The following is a 15,204-nucleotide window of genomic DNA, read 5'->3' on the forward strand; positions in this document are numbered from 1 at the left end:
AAAGTCATGTTTCAAGAAATAATAGCCTTTGCCATATTAGGATTTGCAGTTGCTTTTTTGATCAAAAAGTTCTTCTTTAAATCGAAAAAGAAAAAAGACTGCGGAGGCGGAACTGATTGTGGATGTTCTTGATTAAAGGGACAAAGTCGCAAAGGTTCATAGTTACAAAGTGAAAAGCTTCAAGTAGAATTTAAATTTCTATTTGAAGCTTTTCTTTTCTCTACCATTTCATTAAAATTTGATAATTTTAGCTCTTCAAATTATTAAAAAATGATACAAAAAGCCTCTTTTCTATTTTTCTTTTTATGTTTAAGTTTCAATGGATATTGTCAAGGTGCAAATTCAAAACAAACTACTAATAATTCATTTACTACCTCAGATGGAGTTCCTTTGTTTCTAAAAGTTTCAGGAAAAGGTGATGTCTGTATTTTTGTTCATGGCGGTCCTGGTGCATGGAGCAAATCTTTTGAGGAATTTGGCGGAAATGTACTTGAAGATAAATTAACGATGTGCTATTTCGACCAAAGAGGATGTGGTAGATCTGGGTCTCCAGCAGATAATAATTACGGCATGGACAGAATGATTGATGATATTGAAGAAATTCGGGCTCATCTTAAAACTGATAAGGTATTTGTAATTGGGCATTCTTTCGGAGGAATTTTAGCCACTAAATATGCTGAAAAATACCCTCAACATGTAAAAGGTTTAATTTTATTGAATGCTACTCTTGACATAAACGATTCTCTTCTTAATCAAATTGCTTTTATGGGTAAAACTCTTGGAAAAGATTTCCCTGTAAAAAGCAAGGATTCAATACTAAATACTTTTTTTGAAGCTAAACAGCAAATTAAAAAAGCTGATCTAGATTACAAAATGCTGTCAGATAATATAGTAAATGTCGAAAAACTAGATAGCATTGATACTAGCGAAAAAAGAAATTCTTCGTTTGCGCAACATGCGTTAAGTGGTCCGTTATATTTTAGTGATTTTACTAAAGAAACAGCTTCTATTAAAGTTCCAACACTTATAATTTCAGGAACAAAGGACAACAATATTGGTCCAGAACATTATCGTCTGTTTAAATTCCCAAACCAAGAAGTCAAGATTATTAAGGGTGGACATATTTTGTATTATGAACAGAATAAGGAATTTAAAAATACCATTCAGAAATTTGTACTTGCTTCTAAGAATTAAAAATCATCTCAAATAAAAACGGCTCCAATGTAGAGCCGTTTTTTATTTTTATAATCGAAAGAAAATCTACTTCAATCCTTCCCACTCTGCATAAAACTGGGCAAGAAAAGTTTCCATGAAACGATGCCTTTCAGCTGCGATTTCTTTTCCTTTTTCGGTATTCATTTTATCTTTTAAAAGTAAAAGCTTTTCGTAGAAATGATTAATGGTTGGAGCGCTGTTCTTTTTATACTCCTCTTTTGTCATAGTGGTAACTGGGGCAATTTCTGGATTGTGTAAAGCTCGGTTCTTAAATCCGCCGTAATTAAACGCTCTAGCAACACCAATGGCGCCAATTGCATCTAAACGATCGGCATCTTGAACAACATCCAACTCGACAGAAGAGAACTTTCTTTCAAAATTTCCGCCTTTATAAGAGATATTTTCAATGATATTGACAACGTGGGCAATTATCTCCTCAGAAACATTTTCGGCCTCTAAAAACGCTCTTGCTGTTTTTGGACCAATAGTTTCATCTCCATTATGAAATTTGCTATCGGCTATATCATGCAATAATGCCCCTAATTGTACAATGGTAAGATCACATTCTGTTTCCTTTGCAATCAGCAGCGCATTTTTGTAAACACGTTCAATATGAAACCAATCATGTCCGCCTTCGGCATCGTTAAGTTTTTCTTTTACAAAAGCAATGGTTTTAATAATTAATGCTGCATCGTTCATACAGAAGTTTTTACGGTTTATAAAAAATGTTGATTGCTAAAGATTCTAAATCTCCAACAATCAACAAATATGTTTTAAAGCAACAATGTTGCTTTTTTCAAATTTCAAATATTATAAACTCCAAATTCCAATCAAGAATCTGAAATCTACATTCTAAAATCTAAAATTTAAAGTCTCGCTGGTTCAACCCATTTAAAAATGTGCGATTCTTGTGGAATAACGATTCTTTCAGAGATTTTAGCCATTCTTGCAGGCAATTTCATCAAATAATCACGTGCTTTTTCTGCTTCATCAGTCAGATTAGAGATTTTATCTATCTCCCATTTGTTGATTAATTTCTGCATGATTTCAACATAATCGTTTGCAGTATAAACTCCAATACGTTGCGCTGAATCAGAAAACTGCTCAAAAGCAGTGCTGATTTTTTGGCCAGATTCTCTCAAGAAGTGAGCCGGCATAACGATTTTCTGCTTCATCATGTATTGAAAAGCCAACATCATTTCGCTTGGATCAACTTGGAAAATTCTAGTTACAAATTCGCTATATGCATGGTGGTGACGCATTTCATCACCTGCAATCATTTTACACATTTTAGACAATTTATTATCGCCAAATTTCTTAGCTATCTGAGCTACTCTATTGTGCGAAACATAAGTTGCTAATTCTTGGAAACTAGTGTACACAAAGTTTTTGTATGGGTCAGTTCCAGTTCCAATATCAAAACCGTCGTTGATAAGATGCTGTGTTGTCATTTCGATTTCACGCATGTTTACACGACCAGACAAATACAAGTATTTATTTAAAAGATCTCCGTGACGGTTTTCTTCACCAGTCCATTGTTTTACCCACTTAGCCCAGCCGTTTCCTTGACTTCCTTCTTGCTGATCTATTCCTTCAACATCCATCAACCATGACTCATATGTAGGCAAAGCTTCTTCTGTAATGGTATCTCCAACAAGAGTAACCCAGAAATCGTAAGGAAGTTCTTTAGCAATTTCGCGCAATTCTTTTACCTCTTCAAAGAAGTTTTCTCCTTGAGAATTTGGTAAGAAATCCGACGGCTGCCAAATTTTTTCCACTGGAATTAAATACTGTTCAACGAAGCTATCCACGTTTTTTTCCAAAAACTGCATTACTTCTAATCTAATGTTTTTTATAGACATTACTTATTATAGATTTGAGTTGTACGTTTTAGCTCGGACTAAAACTTAAACTTGTTTATATTCATTTATTCCTTCTTTAACTGCTTTTTCAGTAATCTCCATCAGCTCTTCAAATTTGTAATCTTTAACAGCCAAAGCTTTATGCGCTGTAAACTTGAGGTGATTTCCTAAACCAACAGGAAAAAAACCAAACTTTACCATTTTCCAAGAATTATTGATGCTAACCGGTACAACGTATGCAGATGGTGCATATTTGCATAAAATTTTTAAACCGCTTTGCGCAAATTCTTTTGGTACTCCTGTCTTACTTCTTGTCCCTTCTGGAAAGATTACGGCAGATCTAGTGTTTTTTTCGATATATTCAGACAAGCCTTTAATAACGGGTATCGCTTGTTTAGGGTCTTTTCGGTCAATTAAGACAGATCCTCCGTATTTCAAATTATAAGAAACACTCGGAATTCCACTGCCTAACTCCTTCTTACTTACAAATTTACAATGAAAACGTCTAAAATACCAAATCATTGCCACGATATCGTACATACTTTGGTGATTTGCCACAAAAATAATTGGCGCACCCTTTGGAACCGTGTCCACACCTTCAATTGTATACCTTGTTCCAACAAGATTAGTACATTTTAAAAGGCAGAAATTTAAATAATCAACACTTTTTTTGTGAGCCTGGTAACCAAAAACATTTAAACAAATCCACTGAATTGGATGAAAAACAGCCAAACATAAACCAAATAATAAATAGTAAATTACCGATAGCGGATAAGAAATAATTTTTTCCATGCTTCAAAAATTAATGCGCAAAAGTAGTAAATATATTTTTAGACTTATTAAAATTGAAAACAATAACCGTTTTTCTGGTTTAATTGTACCTTTGCACTAGAATTTGCAAATTTTTTCTGAATTAAATGAACTTTACTTACCCTAAAAACGAACGTTTAAAAAGCAAAACAACAATTGGTTTACTGTTTTCTGAAGGAAAATCAGTATCCAAATATCCGCTTCGTTTGGTTTACCGTCAAGCGGAAGCAAATTCTGAAGAACAAACCAAGATTGGCGTTTCGGTTTCTAAGAAATATTTTAAGAAAGCCGTTGATCGAAATTACTTCAAAAGAGTTCTGAGAGAAACCTATCGATTGAACAAACATTTACTTTTAGATAACTTGGATCAGCCGTATTCAATCATGCTTTTTTATCAGACTAAAGACCGTTTATCCTACGAAGAAATCAATACTAAAATGATTCAATTGTTTGAGAAATTTTCGGCCCAAATCAACAAACCTCAAGATTCTGATACAAAAACAGAAGCGTAAATTTCAAAACGTAAGATTATTATTCAAATTAGACAAAAAAATCGTAGTTTTAGCTCTAAATTGAAATTTTATGCGTCAACTTTTCTTTTTATCTGTTTTATTTTTAATGTTTTCTGGTTGCAGTAAATCTGACGCTGAGAGTCATGATGTTGCAGTAAGCGCTGTTATGGTTCCACCACCACCTGCTGGAGCGAGTGAGTCTAATAGAAAAGATCAAGATTTAACTGAATCTTCAACAACTAAGATTCCACAGAAAATAATCAAACAGGGATCCCTCCGATTTGAAACAGATAATTTAGAAAACACTTACAATCAAATTCAAAAAGCGGTTTCAGACAACAAGGCAAGAGTCATAAACGATTCTGAAGGGAAAGATTACAACAGTGTTTACAGAAGCCTTACTATAAAAGTACCTAGCCAGAATTTTGATCGTTTTATAAATAATGTTTCAAAAGGAGTTTCGTATTTTGAAGTTAAAAATATATCTGCAGAAGATGTAACAGAACAATTTATTGATTTAACTTCAAGATTAAATACTAAGAAAAAACTCGAAGAACGTTATTTACAGATCTTACAGAAAGCGACTAAAGTCAGTGAGATTTTAGAAATTGAAAAACAGATTTCGGCTATCCGCGAAGAAATAGAATCGAAAGAAGGTCAGCTTAAATATTTAGAAAGTCGTGTTTCCGAAAGCACAGTCACCATTGACTTTTACAAAAAGACACCTGAAAAAGAAGGTATTAAAATATCCTATGGCTCAAAAATCTGGAACGCAATTAAATCTGGATTCTTTAGTTTATCCGATTTTTTAATATCGTTAATCAGCGTTTGGCCGTTTGTTATCCTATTTTGTGTATTTGCCTATTTTATTAGAAGAAGATTAAAAAGAAGAAAAAAAGAATAATCATGTATCCGTATTTCAAAAAGAAATTTATTATACCAGTCGCTGCGGCGGGAATGTTGTTTGTTGGAACCAGTTTTAGAGAAGATTTTTTTGAAATTGCCAAACAAATCGAAATTTTCACGACTTTGTTTAAAGCCGTAAACACCAATTATGTAGACGAAACCAATCCTGGTGATTTGATGGATAAGGCCATCAAGAGTATGTTGGGAAGTTTAGACCCCTATACGGTTTATTTTAATGAACAAGATGTTGTCAACTTTAAAATCAATAATACTGGAGAATATACTGGAATCGGCGCTTTGATTTCTAGAAAAAATGACCGTTTGGTTGTACGTGAACCTTATAAAAATTATCCCGCCGATAAAGCTGGACTAAAAGCTGGTGATGAAATCATTCAGATTGGAGATGTTTTAATTGCCGATTTTAAGGATGATGCTTCTCAATTATTGAAAGGAACAAAAAACACAAAAATCAATATCAAATATCTTCGTCAGGGAAAACCAAGTACTACGGTTTTAGTTTTGGATGAAGTAGATATCAAATCAGTTCCTTTTTACGGAAAAATTGATGATAAAACTGGTTATATTGTTTTAGCGCATTTCAGCAGAAAAGCTTCAGCCGAAGTTAAAGATGCTCTTGAGAAACTAAAAGCCGATGGAGCCAAACAAATCGTTTTGGATCTGAGAGGCAATCCTGGAGGTTTATTAAATGAAGCCATTGATATCTGTAATTTGTTTGTTCCAAAGAATGAAGTAATTGTAACGACTAAATCTAGAATTGAAAAACATAATAATACTTATAAAACACAGAAAGAACCAGTTGATACTGAAATTCCGTTAGCAATTTTAGTGAACGGAAGAAGTGCTTCGGCTTCTGAAATTGTTTCGGGTGCTTTACAAGATTTGGATCGTGCCGTAATTTTAGGAAGCAGAAGTTTTGGTAAAGGTCTAGTACAGCGTTCTGTTGATTTAACTTATGGGACGCAATTGAAAGTTACTATTTCTAGATATTATACGCCTTCTGGCAGATGTATTCAGGCTTTGGATTATGCGCATAAAGATAAAAATGGTGTGGCTCAGAAAACTGATGCTAAAAACTTCAATGCTTTTAAAACCAGAAAAGGAAGAACAGTTTATGATGGCGGAGGAGTTTTACCAGATATTGAATTGGAAGAAACTAAAACAAGTGCTATTGCCACTGCTTTAATTAAAAACGATGGTGTTTTTGACTATGCAACAACGTATTATTACAAAAATCCAAATTTAGGAGATAAGATTCCGACTTTGACCGATGCTGATTATACGGCTTTCAAACAATATCTGAAAACAAACAAACTCACTTTTGATACTGAAACCGAAGTGGCTTTGAAAAATACTTTAGCTGCAGCTAAAAAAGAAAAAATAGACGAGACCATTACTGCCGAATATCAGCAATTGTTGAATGCTTTAGAAAAAAGCGAAACTACTTTACTGGACAAAAACCAAAAAGAAATCAAAAACATGATTTTGGAAGAGTTGATCAAAAGATATCAATATCAAGAAGGTTTGTATCAGTATTATTTAAAAAACAATTCAGAAATTAAAAGAGCAGTTAGCGTATTAAATAATCAGACAGAATATAAGACGATTTTAAAAATGTAGTGAATGAAGATAACTCTAGCCCTGATTCTTTTTTCATTTTATACAGTAAACGCACAGCAAAAACCTGTTGAAACAATTTATTTTGAGTTTGACAAATATGATTTGACAGAAAAACAAATCAGTGTAGTTTCTAACTTTATAAAAAACATAGACACTTCTAAAGTAGAGTCTATACAGATTTATGGCTATTGTGATGATCGTGGAAATGATGAATATAACTTTAGATTGTCTAACAATCGGGCCAATACGATTCAGAATCTATTAGTAAAAAAGGGATTCAACCAGAGTAAAATTGTAATTCTTGAAGGAAAGGGACGTGTTGTTGTAAAAACAGACACAGTAGAGAATCTGTATGAAACACGTCTTCGAAATCGGCGGGTTGATTTGATTGTCGTTAAGAAAAATAGTTTTGGAAAAGGAGTTTACACTTCTTTCAAAGACAATTTAAAAGTAGGCGACAAAATATATCTCGAGTCTATTTTATTTGATATTGGAAGCGCTAAACTTACCAGCAATTCTAAAAAAGAACTGGATAAAATTGCACTCATACTCCAAAAACACAGAAGTCTGAATTTTGAAATTAGAGGGCATGTGTGCTGTACTCCTGAAATTTATAGCGACGGAATTGATAGAGATACCAAAGAAAGAAGGCTTTCCTGGAACCGCGCCAAAACTGTTTTCCATTATTTAATATCCAAAAAAGTATCCAAAAGCCGCATGACTTATATTGGATGCGGCAATCGATATCCGTTAGGAAAAGGTGATAATTACGATCGACGAGTGGAGTTTGTGATTACTAAAATCTAAATTTTATTTAAAAGTTGGTGGTGCAGGCATTTCTGAAACTGTATTATCGGATTCTAAAATTTCTTCTCCTTTCAAAAATTTATTAATTACAATATCATTTAAAGTATAGGGCTGTCCAATCCATCTTACAATTCCTTTATTATCAATTAAAAATGTTTTAGGAATTGAATAACCTCCACGCTCATTTTCGACAACAAAATCGTTTAATGCTTTTTTAGTTTGATCGCTTACAACTATAGAATTAAACTTTACTCTTTCTAATGTCTTTTTTGTTTTTTCTGGAGATTCATATGTAATGGAAATAAAAACTAAATTTGTTCTGTCTTTAAACCTTTCTTGCATCATATTAAGGTTTGGAACTTCTGCTAAACAGGTCGTGCACCAAGTCGCCCAAAACTCCAATAAAATATATTTATCTTCCAAGTTTTTATCCTTTGGGGTATTCTGAAGATAATCTGTTATATTAATTTTAGGCGCTTTGTCTCCTACTTTCAGTTTTAACTGACTAAAGGTTTTACTTGACAACAATAAAACGAAGAACAATAAGAAAGTCTTTTTCATATTTGATTTTTTATTTCTAAAAATAAACAAAAATCAAATTAAAAGAATAATTCTATATGAGGCTAAAAAAACGAAAAAGCTCGCAAGCCTTTAAAATTCAATGCTAACGCGAGAATAAAATTTTACTTGATGTGTTTTTGTATAAAAAATCATTCTCGGATCATTTCTATATGCTCAATATCATCTTCCAAATACATTTCGCTAGTTTGGACAAAACCGTGGCTTTCGTAAAATTTCTTTAGATACAACTGTGCTCCAATGGTAATTTTATCTTTTCCGAAATTAGATTTAATTCCAGCTATGGCTTCACGCATTAATTCATGTCCCCATTTTCTATCTCTGTAATTGGCATCTACAGTAACTCTTCCGATCGAAGCGTTATCAAAACTAATTCCGACATCAAATAAACGCGAATAGGCTACAATTTTACCTTCAAACTCTCCAATTAGGTGTAAAGCTTTCTTGTCTTTACTGTCAAGATCCAAATAAACGCAGTTTTGCTCTACTACAAAGATTTCACTTCTCAGTTTGAGCAAATCGTATAACTCATGAACAGTTAATGCCTCAAAAGGCTTTATTTTCCATTTTAATTCCATTCTTGCTTATTTTTTGCCACAAAGGCATGAAAGCGCTAAGTTATATTATTTTTTAGTTGCGCTAAAGTTTCTTGTAGAAATTGCAAAAGACACAAAGTTATATCTCGCAGAAATAAACCTTTGTGCCTTTGCATCTTTGTTTCTTTAAACCTAAATAGAAAATTATTTTTTAGTCATTACGATTTCCATGCTTTTATATTCGGTTCCGTTTTTTGTATCGAACATTTCCATTTTTCGAGTTTTAGCGTCCACAATAGTGTAGACTTCTCTATACTTGGTATTTTTTGCCGTTACTGGATCAGCCATTTCTCCATTAAAATCAATACTCTTGGTGCTTTCATTATACTTACCTTTACTAATCATCATTCCAGTTCCCATATTATCAATAAATGTGGAGATGTATTCTTTAGTAGCATTATTATAACCTACAGTGGCTTTACCTTCAAAAGGCTGCCCCATCATGGTACCTTTATAAATTGCTTCTTGAAAGCGTCCGCCTAAAATCATTTTGATTTCGGCTACAGAAGTTTCTTTTTCAGGTTTTGCATTTGCATCAGACCAAAATGTCATATCGCAATTCCATGTCCCCACTTCATCGGCCAGTATTTTATGAGGATTTCCAGGCGCTGCATATTCCTGCCAGGCTTTCATCTGCGCTGCCGAATCTAATGGTGCTTCGGTAACAGGCTCTTCCGTTTTAACAGAATCTGTTGCTACTGGAGTTGCTGCTTCTTCTTTCACTTCTTTTTTACAAGAAATAAAACACAAAGTTATTATTGCTAAGGTTGCGGTTAATTTTTTCATAACTATTTGTTTTTATGTTTGTTATGAATAAAAGTACGAAAAAATTTGTTTGTTTTATTTTGTTTCAGGTTTCATGTTTCAAGTTGATATGCTTTGGCGACTTAACCGCAAAGTTCGCAAAAGATTTACGCAGAGAACGCTAAGTTATATTGAGACGATCAAGTTCTCTAAGAAATGCACACATTCAATCGTCAGATTTTGAAACTTTAAACCCTTATCGTTTGTCGATTCTCACTGTTTTTATGATTGCTTCGAGTTCTAGCATTAAATCGCGTTCTTGATGTGAAGGCGAATAAGAGAATCCTTCGATGACCAAAACTCTATTGAAGGTTGGGTCTATTATGGCATAATTGATAAATGGCCCTGTCATGAAATCATTTTTCAATTCCCACGTTCCTTTTGTTTCAAAGGCTTCTTTGTTGTCCAACATCACTTTTGAAAAATAGGGCGCGTAAGCTTCGCTGGTAATCATTTGCGTATTAGGTTCACGTCCTTGAATGTATTTGCCAATTGAGTCTCGCATTTTGACAATTGCATTTACAACGTCTTTTTTCTTTTTGAAATTATAAAGCGGAATCTGGTAAATTAATAAACTGGTATTACCGCTTATGATTTCTTTTTTGAGCCAGATGAATTTCTTTTTATGCAGCATGTATTCATATCCTGTTGGGATTTGAATATTAATATGAAATTTGTTTTTTAAGATTGCTTTATTTAACAGCGATGCACTATTATCTTCCTGAATTTTTTGAATTTCGGCATCATGAATAATTTTGATTATTTGGGGCGCATTCAATTCTAAACTACAGGTAATATCGTCTACGGATTTTCCGTAAATGCGAAAAGTATTGTGAGGTAATGTTTTGCTTCGAATGATTTCGAATTTATCTGCAGTTGCTTTTTTGACCACAATAATGCTTCGGCTGTCTGTAACAAAACCTTCAAGCAATCTGGCAGGATATTGGTTTATGGTAAAAAGCGGTTCTTCTTGGGTAAGTCCAAGAACTGGTGAGGCAAATTTATTTCTGATGCTATCGCCTACTTCTCCATACCACAATTGGTCATCAATAATGACCGAAATGGTATTGGTTTTTCCAGAAACTGTTTCGTTTTGTTTTTCACTTTTGAAACAAGAAGTCAGGAAAAATGGAATTAATAGCAATAAAAAATGGGTTTTATTCATTTTTTTAATTTATGAAATAAAACCCAAATTTAATAAGATTTTTCTATTATCCGTTTATTTTAAGTTTCATTCCCGGTTTAATATCTTCATCTTTAATACCATTCCATTTTTTAATATCTGAAATTGTTACTCCAGGATATTTTTTAGAAATGCTATACAAAGAATCTCCTTTTTTAACGTAATAATCTTCACTAACGTTTTTAGAAGGTGCTTTTTTCTTGAATGAATCAACCGAGTTTGATGCAATTGCTGTTGAAGTCGGCTCTTCTATAACGATCGCTGCTTTAGAAATAATTAATGTTTTTCCTAAACCAATGTTATTTGAAGTTAAATTGTTAAGTTCTTTTAACTCCGCAATAGTCGTACCGAATTTCTTTGCAATGCTGCCTAAATTATCTCCAGCCACTACAACATAGTCCATATCAACAGCTGTTTTCTCTTTATTTTCAGCAGATGCAATGGCTTGTTCTTTGTCTACAACAGCAGGAACAGCTTTAACAGGAGCTTCTTCTTCTGCCTTAATTTTTAGGCTTCTTCCAATTGCTACAGCATTTGTTTTTAAGTTATTCCATTTTTTAATATCCGAAATATTTACATCATACTTAGCGGCAATCGCTCCTAAATTATCTCCTTTTCTAACTTTATAAAATTCAAAATCACCATTATCAACTGGCGCTGGTTTTACAGCTGCTGGTTTCGCTTTTGGTGCATATTTTACAGCTAATCGAGATGATGTTGCTCTAAAATCTTTATCATATTTTACGTAAGCATAAATTTGTTCTTCGTTTGAAACAAATGTTGCTACTTTATCTTTTGGAAGACGAATAAAATGCTGTTCTCCCTGATAAAACGGAACAACTCCCATTTTATAAGATGGATTTAAAAGCTGAATCTGAGATTGTGGCATGTCTAATAAATCGGCAAGCTGTTTGAAAGACATTTGATTTTTGACTGCAACAGTATCGGTTTCAAAGTTTTTAACCACAGCTCTTTCTGGATTGATTCCGTGTTCTTTGTGGTATTCAAAAAGGTACATTGTTGCTAAGAAAGCAGGAACGTAACCTTGAGTTTCTTTTGGAAGATAATTGCGAATGTCCCAGTATTTTGTTTTTCCGCCAGAACGACGAATTGCTTTGGTAACATTTCCTGGACCTGAATTGTAAGAAGCTAAAACTAGTTCCCAGTCACCAAAAATATTGAACATTTTGGTCATGTATTCTGATGCTGCGGCTGTAGCTTTAAGAGGATCGCTTCTTTCATCGATATAAGAATCAATTTTTAAAGCGTATTGTTTTCCGGTTCCGTACATAAACTGCCAAAGTCCCGTAGCGCCCATTTTAGAAACTGCTTTAGGATTTAAAGCAGATTCTACAACGGCTAAATATTTTATTTCCAGAGGAACGTTTTGTTTGGCAAAAGCGTCCTCAAAGATTGGGAAATAATATTCTGATAAAGCCATTAATCGAGAAAACGATTTTTTACGATTCTTAAGAAATGACTTTATTATATTTTCTAAACCTTGATTGTATTCGATCTCAAAAGGTGATTTCTGATTCATCGCCGCCAAACGCTGCTTTAGCAGTTCGGTTGGAAGTTCTTCATCAACAGTAACATCTTTGTTAATGGTTTGAATGTCTTTGGTAAGATCATCATAAATATCCAGACTTACTAATTCGTTCATCCATAAACTATCTACTTTTGCAGCAAGATCGTTCTTTTTGAATGTACTTTTAATAGAATCTAAATATGAAAGTTTAACCTCTGGTTTCAGTTCTATATCTGCCTTTGCCGTTTCTTGTGCACAGACAGCTAACGAAAAGAAAGCCGAAACCACTAACGATAATTTCTTTACAATCATATAACATTATTTTAAAATTCTGTAATTCAAACAATTACAAGAGTTGTATTTTTGCAAATCTAAGCCCTTTATTGAAGAAAACTGTTTAAAAAAATGTTAATTGTGATTTTTTAGTCTAAAATCGCTGCGATTCCAGGTAAAATTCTTCCTTCTAACATTTCAAGCATAGCCCCGCCACCAGTGGAAACGTAGCTCATTTTATCTTCAAATCCGAACTGTTTTACTGCTGCAACAGAATCTCCACCACCAACTAATGAAAATGCTCCATTTTCTGTAGCTTCTGCGATATAATCTCCTAATGCAATTGTTCCTTTAGAAAAAGTTTCCATTTCAAAAACTCCTAATGGACCATTCCAAAGAATTGTTTTTGACTCCAAAATTACTTTTTTGAAATTCTCTAAAGATTTTGGACCTGCATCTAAACCTTGCCATCCGTCAGGAATTGCAGTTACGTCTACAACCTGAGTATTTGCATTGTTTGAGAAATCGTCTGCAGCAATAACATCAACAGGAATATGAACCTGACCGCCTTTTTCTTTAGCCAATCTTAAAATTTCAAGAGCTAGATCTAATTTGTCATCTTCGCAGATAGACTCACCGATTTTTCCGCCTTGAGCTTTTACGAAAGTAAAAGTCATTCCTCCTCCGATAATCATGTGATCTACTTTATCTAAGATATTTTCGATAACAGTAATTTTAGAAGAAACTTTAGAACCACCTAGAACAGCAGTTACAGGTTTTTCACTGTTTTTAAGAACTTTATTTAAACTGTCAATTTCTTTTGCCAATAATGTTCCGAAACATTTATCGTTTGGAAAAAATTGTGCGATAATTGTAGTCGATGCGTGCGCTCTGTGAGCTGTACCAAATGCATCATTTACATAAATATCTCCAAGAGAAGCCAATTCTTTAGCGAAAGCTACATCTCCTGCTTCTTCTTCAGCATGAAAACGTAAATTTTCTAATAAAAGAACTTCGCCTGGCTTTAAATCTTTTGCTGCAGATTGAGCTGGCTCACCAACGCAGTTTTCAGCAAATTTTACTTGAACTCCTAAAATATCAGAAGCTGTTTTTAAGATATGTTTTAGAGAATATTTCTCTTCTGCTCCTTTTGGTCTTCCTAAGTGCGACATTAAAATCACACTTCCGCCTTGAGCTAAAATAGCATCAATTGTTGGTTTTGCTGCTTCAATACGTGTTGTATCAGTTACATTAAAATTCTCATCCAACGGCACGTTGAAGTCAACACGGATAATTGCTTTTTTATTTTTAAAATCGAAATCGTTTAAAGTTTTCATCTGCTAATTTTTTTAATTTTTTGAAAGAATAACAAATATAGGACTTTTAACGAAGTCTAAATTTCAAAAAAGCAAAAATAATCGAACAATAAAAACGAAAACGTTGTAAATTATGAAAATAAACAAATTTATTCTCAAAGATGATAAAATTTACTTGCTTAATCGTGAACCGGACTTTGCGTACAAGGACAGTTACTGATAGACTGTAAGAAATCGAATCCGATTGTGATGGAATGTGTTCCTGAATTATAAGCTCCAAGACCATTAAACATAAGCTGGTAAGAATATGCAAAATAGAATTTAGACTTCATAAAACCAGCCATTGGCCCCATTGCCAAAGGTTTCGGGAACTGGTCGTTTAAGAAACGATATGAAACTCCAATCCAATAGTAATCTTCGTAACGATTGTAGCGTCGGTATTTGAAGTTAAAGTCGGTTGTAGAACGCTGGTCACTTGCAAAGTACTGTAAGAAAACTGATGGTTCGTATTCGATACGTCTGTTTTCTGCATCTCTAAAAGTGAATCCAGAATATACCTGAAAGTTAGAGAGTAGATCTGGCTCTACTCCTCTATACTTATCAGTGTTTTTCTTTAAAACGTTATTAGCGTTAAAACTAAAGTAGAATCCTCTGTTACGATACAATGCACTAATATCAAAGTTGTTGTTTGAATTGTAACGATTGTCTGTAATTGAAGGGTCTAATGGTACTGGCACACCATTTACGTCTCCAGTAAAATTACCCGTTTCGATTCTGAAACTGTTAAAGTTATACGATATACCAAAAGATAGATACTGCTCTGTACGATAGTCTAAAATCAAGTGGTGCGCAAAAGAAACTTTTGCCCCCGTTTGTCTTGTATTACCGTTGCTATCATTATACAATGAAATACCTACTCCAGAACGATCTAGAACACGAAAATCGGCATACAATGATTGGTTGTCTGGTGCATCTTTAATTCCGACCCACTGTGTTAAACCGTTGGCTCTAATACGGAGATTATCTCCAATACCAGCATAAGCAGGAGAAAGAATAAAAGGGTTATCAGCTAAATACTGCGTAAACACTGGTAGGTTTAACTCTTGGCTGTAACTTGTTGTTACAGCCATGAGTACTAAGGATAAAATAAACTTTTTCATTGTATTAATTTTTTT

Annotated in this window: 16 protein-coding genes; 6 read left to right on the plus strand and 10 right to left on the minus strand. The window is 33.6% G+C overall.

All coding sequences use genetic code 11. The features are described 5' to 3' along the window. Positions 1 to 6: 6 nt before the first annotated feature. Positions 7 to 132: a FeoB-associated Cys-rich membrane protein gene (locus DM397_RS11770; protein WP_085949274.1), complete on the plus strand. Its 126-nt coding sequence runs from the start codon at positions 7 to 9 to the stop codon at positions 130 to 132. A gap of 138 nt (positions 133 to 270) precedes the next feature. Then, a complete protein-coding gene (locus tag DM397_RS11775) occupies positions 271 to 1,194 on the plus strand; it encodes an alpha/beta fold hydrolase (RefSeq protein WP_111377722.1) in 924 nt (307 codons plus the stop codon). A 66-nt stretch (positions 1,195 to 1,260) separates the two neighbouring features. Here the strand turns inward: DM397_RS11775 and DM397_RS11780 are convergent, their stop codons facing one another. The 3 genes from DM397_RS11780 to DM397_RS11790 all read right to left on the minus strand — a co-directional run bounded on the left by DM397_RS11780 (position 1,261) and on the right by DM397_RS11790 (position 3,869). After that, the gene (locus DM397_RS11780) at positions 1,261 to 1,914 is read right to left on the minus strand and encodes an HD domain-containing protein (RefSeq protein ID WP_111377723.1); all 654 of its coding nucleotides are present in this window, start codon (positions 1,912 to 1,914) and stop codon (positions 1,261 to 1,263) included. 167 nt (positions 1,915 to 2,081) lie between these two features. Beyond that, positions 2,082 to 3,077 (minus strand): acyl-ACP desaturase, encoded by a 996-nt coding sequence (locus DM397_RS11785; RefSeq protein ID WP_111377724.1) that lies wholly within the window; start codon positions 3,075 to 3,077, stop codon positions 2,082 to 2,084. Positions 3,078 to 3,122: 45 nt separating this feature from the next. Beyond that, positions 3,123 to 3,869, minus strand: a complete 747-nt coding sequence (locus tag DM397_RS11790) for a lysophospholipid acyltransferase family protein (RefSeq protein ID WP_111377725.1) — start codon at positions 3,867 to 3,869, stop codon at positions 3,123 to 3,125. 125 nt (positions 3,870 to 3,994) lie between these two features. On the opposite strand from DM397_RS11790, the gene rnpA reads away from it, so the two are divergent. From rnpA to DM397_RS11810, 4 genes are all read left to right on the plus strand, one after another. Continuing rightward, a complete protein-coding gene (gene rnpA / locus DM397_RS11795; protein WP_111377726.1) occupies positions 3,995 to 4,399 on the plus strand; it encodes a ribonuclease P protein component in 405 nt (134 codons plus the stop codon). Between the two features lie 70 nt (positions 4,400 to 4,469). After that, positions 4,470 to 5,303: a DUF4349 domain-containing protein gene (locus tag DM397_RS11800; RefSeq protein ID WP_111377727.1), complete on the plus strand. Its 834-nt coding sequence runs from the start codon at positions 4,470 to 4,472 to the stop codon at positions 5,301 to 5,303. Between the two features lie 2 nt (positions 5,304 to 5,305). Beyond that, positions 5,306 to 6,943 (plus strand): S41 family peptidase, encoded by a 1,638-nt coding sequence (locus tag DM397_RS11805; protein WP_111377728.1) that lies wholly within the window; start codon positions 5,306 to 5,308, stop codon positions 6,941 to 6,943. Positions 6,944 to 6,946: 3 nt separating this feature from the next. Next, on the plus strand, positions 6,947 to 7,750 hold the full coding sequence (locus DM397_RS11810; protein ID WP_111377729.1) for an OmpA family protein: 804 nt from the start codon (positions 6,947 to 6,949) through the stop codon (positions 7,748 to 7,750). Between the two features lie 3 nt (positions 7,751 to 7,753). On the opposite strand, the gene DM397_RS11815 is transcribed toward DM397_RS11810, so the two are convergent. The 7 genes from DM397_RS11815 to DM397_RS11845 form a co-directional block, all read right to left on the minus strand. Next, positions 7,754 to 8,311, minus strand: coding sequence for a TlpA family protein disulfide reductase (locus DM397_RS11815; RefSeq protein WP_111377730.1), 558 nt, complete (start codon positions 8,309 to 8,311; stop codon positions 7,754 to 7,756). Between the two features lie 149 nt (positions 8,312 to 8,460). Continuing rightward, on the minus strand, positions 8,461 to 8,907 hold the full coding sequence (locus DM397_RS11820) for a GNAT family N-acetyltransferase (protein ID WP_111377731.1): 447 nt from the start codon (positions 8,905 to 8,907) through the stop codon (positions 8,461 to 8,463). 162 nt (positions 8,908 to 9,069) lie between these two features. Next, positions 9,070 to 9,711 (minus strand): DUF1579 domain-containing protein, encoded by a 642-nt coding sequence (locus DM397_RS11825; protein WP_111377732.1) that lies wholly within the window; start codon positions 9,709 to 9,711, stop codon positions 9,070 to 9,072. Positions 9,712 to 9,925: 214 nt separating this feature from the next. After that, a complete protein-coding gene (locus DM397_RS11830; RefSeq protein WP_111377733.1) occupies positions 9,926 to 10,894 on the minus strand; it encodes a DUF4837 family protein in 969 nt (322 codons plus the stop codon). A 46-nt stretch (positions 10,895 to 10,940) separates the two neighbouring features. Beyond that, positions 10,941 to 12,752: a LysM peptidoglycan-binding domain-containing protein gene (locus DM397_RS11835; protein WP_111377734.1), complete on the minus strand. Its 1,812-nt coding sequence runs from the start codon at positions 12,750 to 12,752 to the stop codon at positions 10,941 to 10,943. Positions 12,753 to 12,862: 110 nt separating this feature from the next. After that, a complete protein-coding gene (locus tag DM397_RS11840; RefSeq protein WP_111377735.1) occupies positions 12,863 to 14,050 on the minus strand; it encodes a phosphoglycerate kinase in 1,188 nt (395 codons plus the stop codon). Positions 14,051 to 14,208: 158 nt separating this feature from the next. Beyond that, positions 14,209 to 15,189, minus strand: coding sequence for a PorP/SprF family type IX secretion system membrane protein (locus DM397_RS11845; RefSeq protein WP_239457843.1), 981 nt, complete (start codon positions 15,187 to 15,189; stop codon positions 14,209 to 14,211). Positions 15,190 to 15,204: the final 15 nt, after the last annotated feature.

Source organism: Flavobacterium nitrogenifigens (genome assembly GCF_003254565.1).
GTDB classification, from domain to species: domain Bacteria; phylum Bacteroidota; class Bacteroidia; order Flavobacteriales; family Flavobacteriaceae; genus Flavobacterium; species Flavobacterium nitrogenifigens.

Bases quoted from the DNA above. Each gene is read 5' to 3' on its own strand.
- DM397_RS11845 (WP_239457843.1), bottom strand. From the start codon at position 15,189: ATGAAAAAGTTTATTTTATCCTTAGTACTCATGGCTGTAACAACAAGT.
- DM397_RS11800 (WP_111377727.1), top strand. From the start codon at position 4,470: ATGCGTCAACTTTTCTTTTTATCTGTTTTATTTTTAATGTTTTCTGGT.
- DM397_RS11770 (WP_085949274.1), top strand. From the start codon at position 7: ATGTTTCAAGAAATAATAGCCTTTGCCATATTAGGATTTGCAGTTGCT.
- DM397_RS11785 (WP_111377724.1), bottom strand. From the start codon at position 3,077: ATGTCTATAAAAAACATTAGATTAGAAGTAATGCAGTTTTTGGAAAAA.
- DM397_RS11810 (WP_111377729.1), top strand. From the start codon at position 6,947: ATGAAGATAACTCTAGCCCTGATTCTTTTTTCATTTTATACAGTAAAC.
- DM397_RS11805 (WP_111377728.1), top strand. From the start codon at position 5,306: ATGTATCCGTATTTCAAAAAGAAATTTATTATACCAGTCGCTGCGGCG.
- DM397_RS11830 (WP_111377733.1), bottom strand. From the start codon at position 10,894: ATGAATAAAACCCATTTTTTATTGCTATTAATTCCATTTTTCCTGACT.
- rnpA (WP_111377726.1), top strand. From the start codon at position 3,995: ATGAACTTTACTTACCCTAAAAACGAACGTTTAAAAAGCAAAACAACA.
- DM397_RS11840 (WP_111377735.1), bottom strand. From the start codon at position 14,050: ATGAAAACTTTAAACGATTTCGATTTTAAAAATAAAAAAGCAATTATC.
- DM397_RS11835 (WP_111377734.1), bottom strand. From the start codon at position 12,752: ATGATTGTAAAGAAATTATCGTTAGTGGTTTCGGCTTTCTTTTCGTTA.
- DM397_RS11775 (WP_111377722.1), top strand. From the start codon at position 271: ATGATACAAAAAGCCTCTTTTCTATTTTTCTTTTTATGTTTAAGTTTC.
- DM397_RS11790 (WP_111377725.1), bottom strand. From the start codon at position 3,869: ATGGAAAAAATTATTTCTTATCCGCTATCGGTAATTTACTATTTATTA.
- DM397_RS11780 (WP_111377723.1), bottom strand. From the start codon at position 1,914: ATGAACGATGCAGCATTAATTATTAAAACCATTGCTTTTGTAAAAGAA.
- DM397_RS11820 (WP_111377731.1), bottom strand. From the start codon at position 8,907: ATGGAATTAAAATGGAAAATAAAGCCTTTTGAGGCATTAACTGTTCAT.
- DM397_RS11825 (WP_111377732.1), bottom strand. From the start codon at position 9,711: ATGAAAAAATTAACCGCAACCTTAGCAATAATAACTTTGTGTTTTATT.
- DM397_RS11815 (WP_111377730.1), bottom strand. From the start codon at position 8,311: ATGAAAAAGACTTTCTTATTGTTCTTCGTTTTATTGTTGTCAAGTAAA.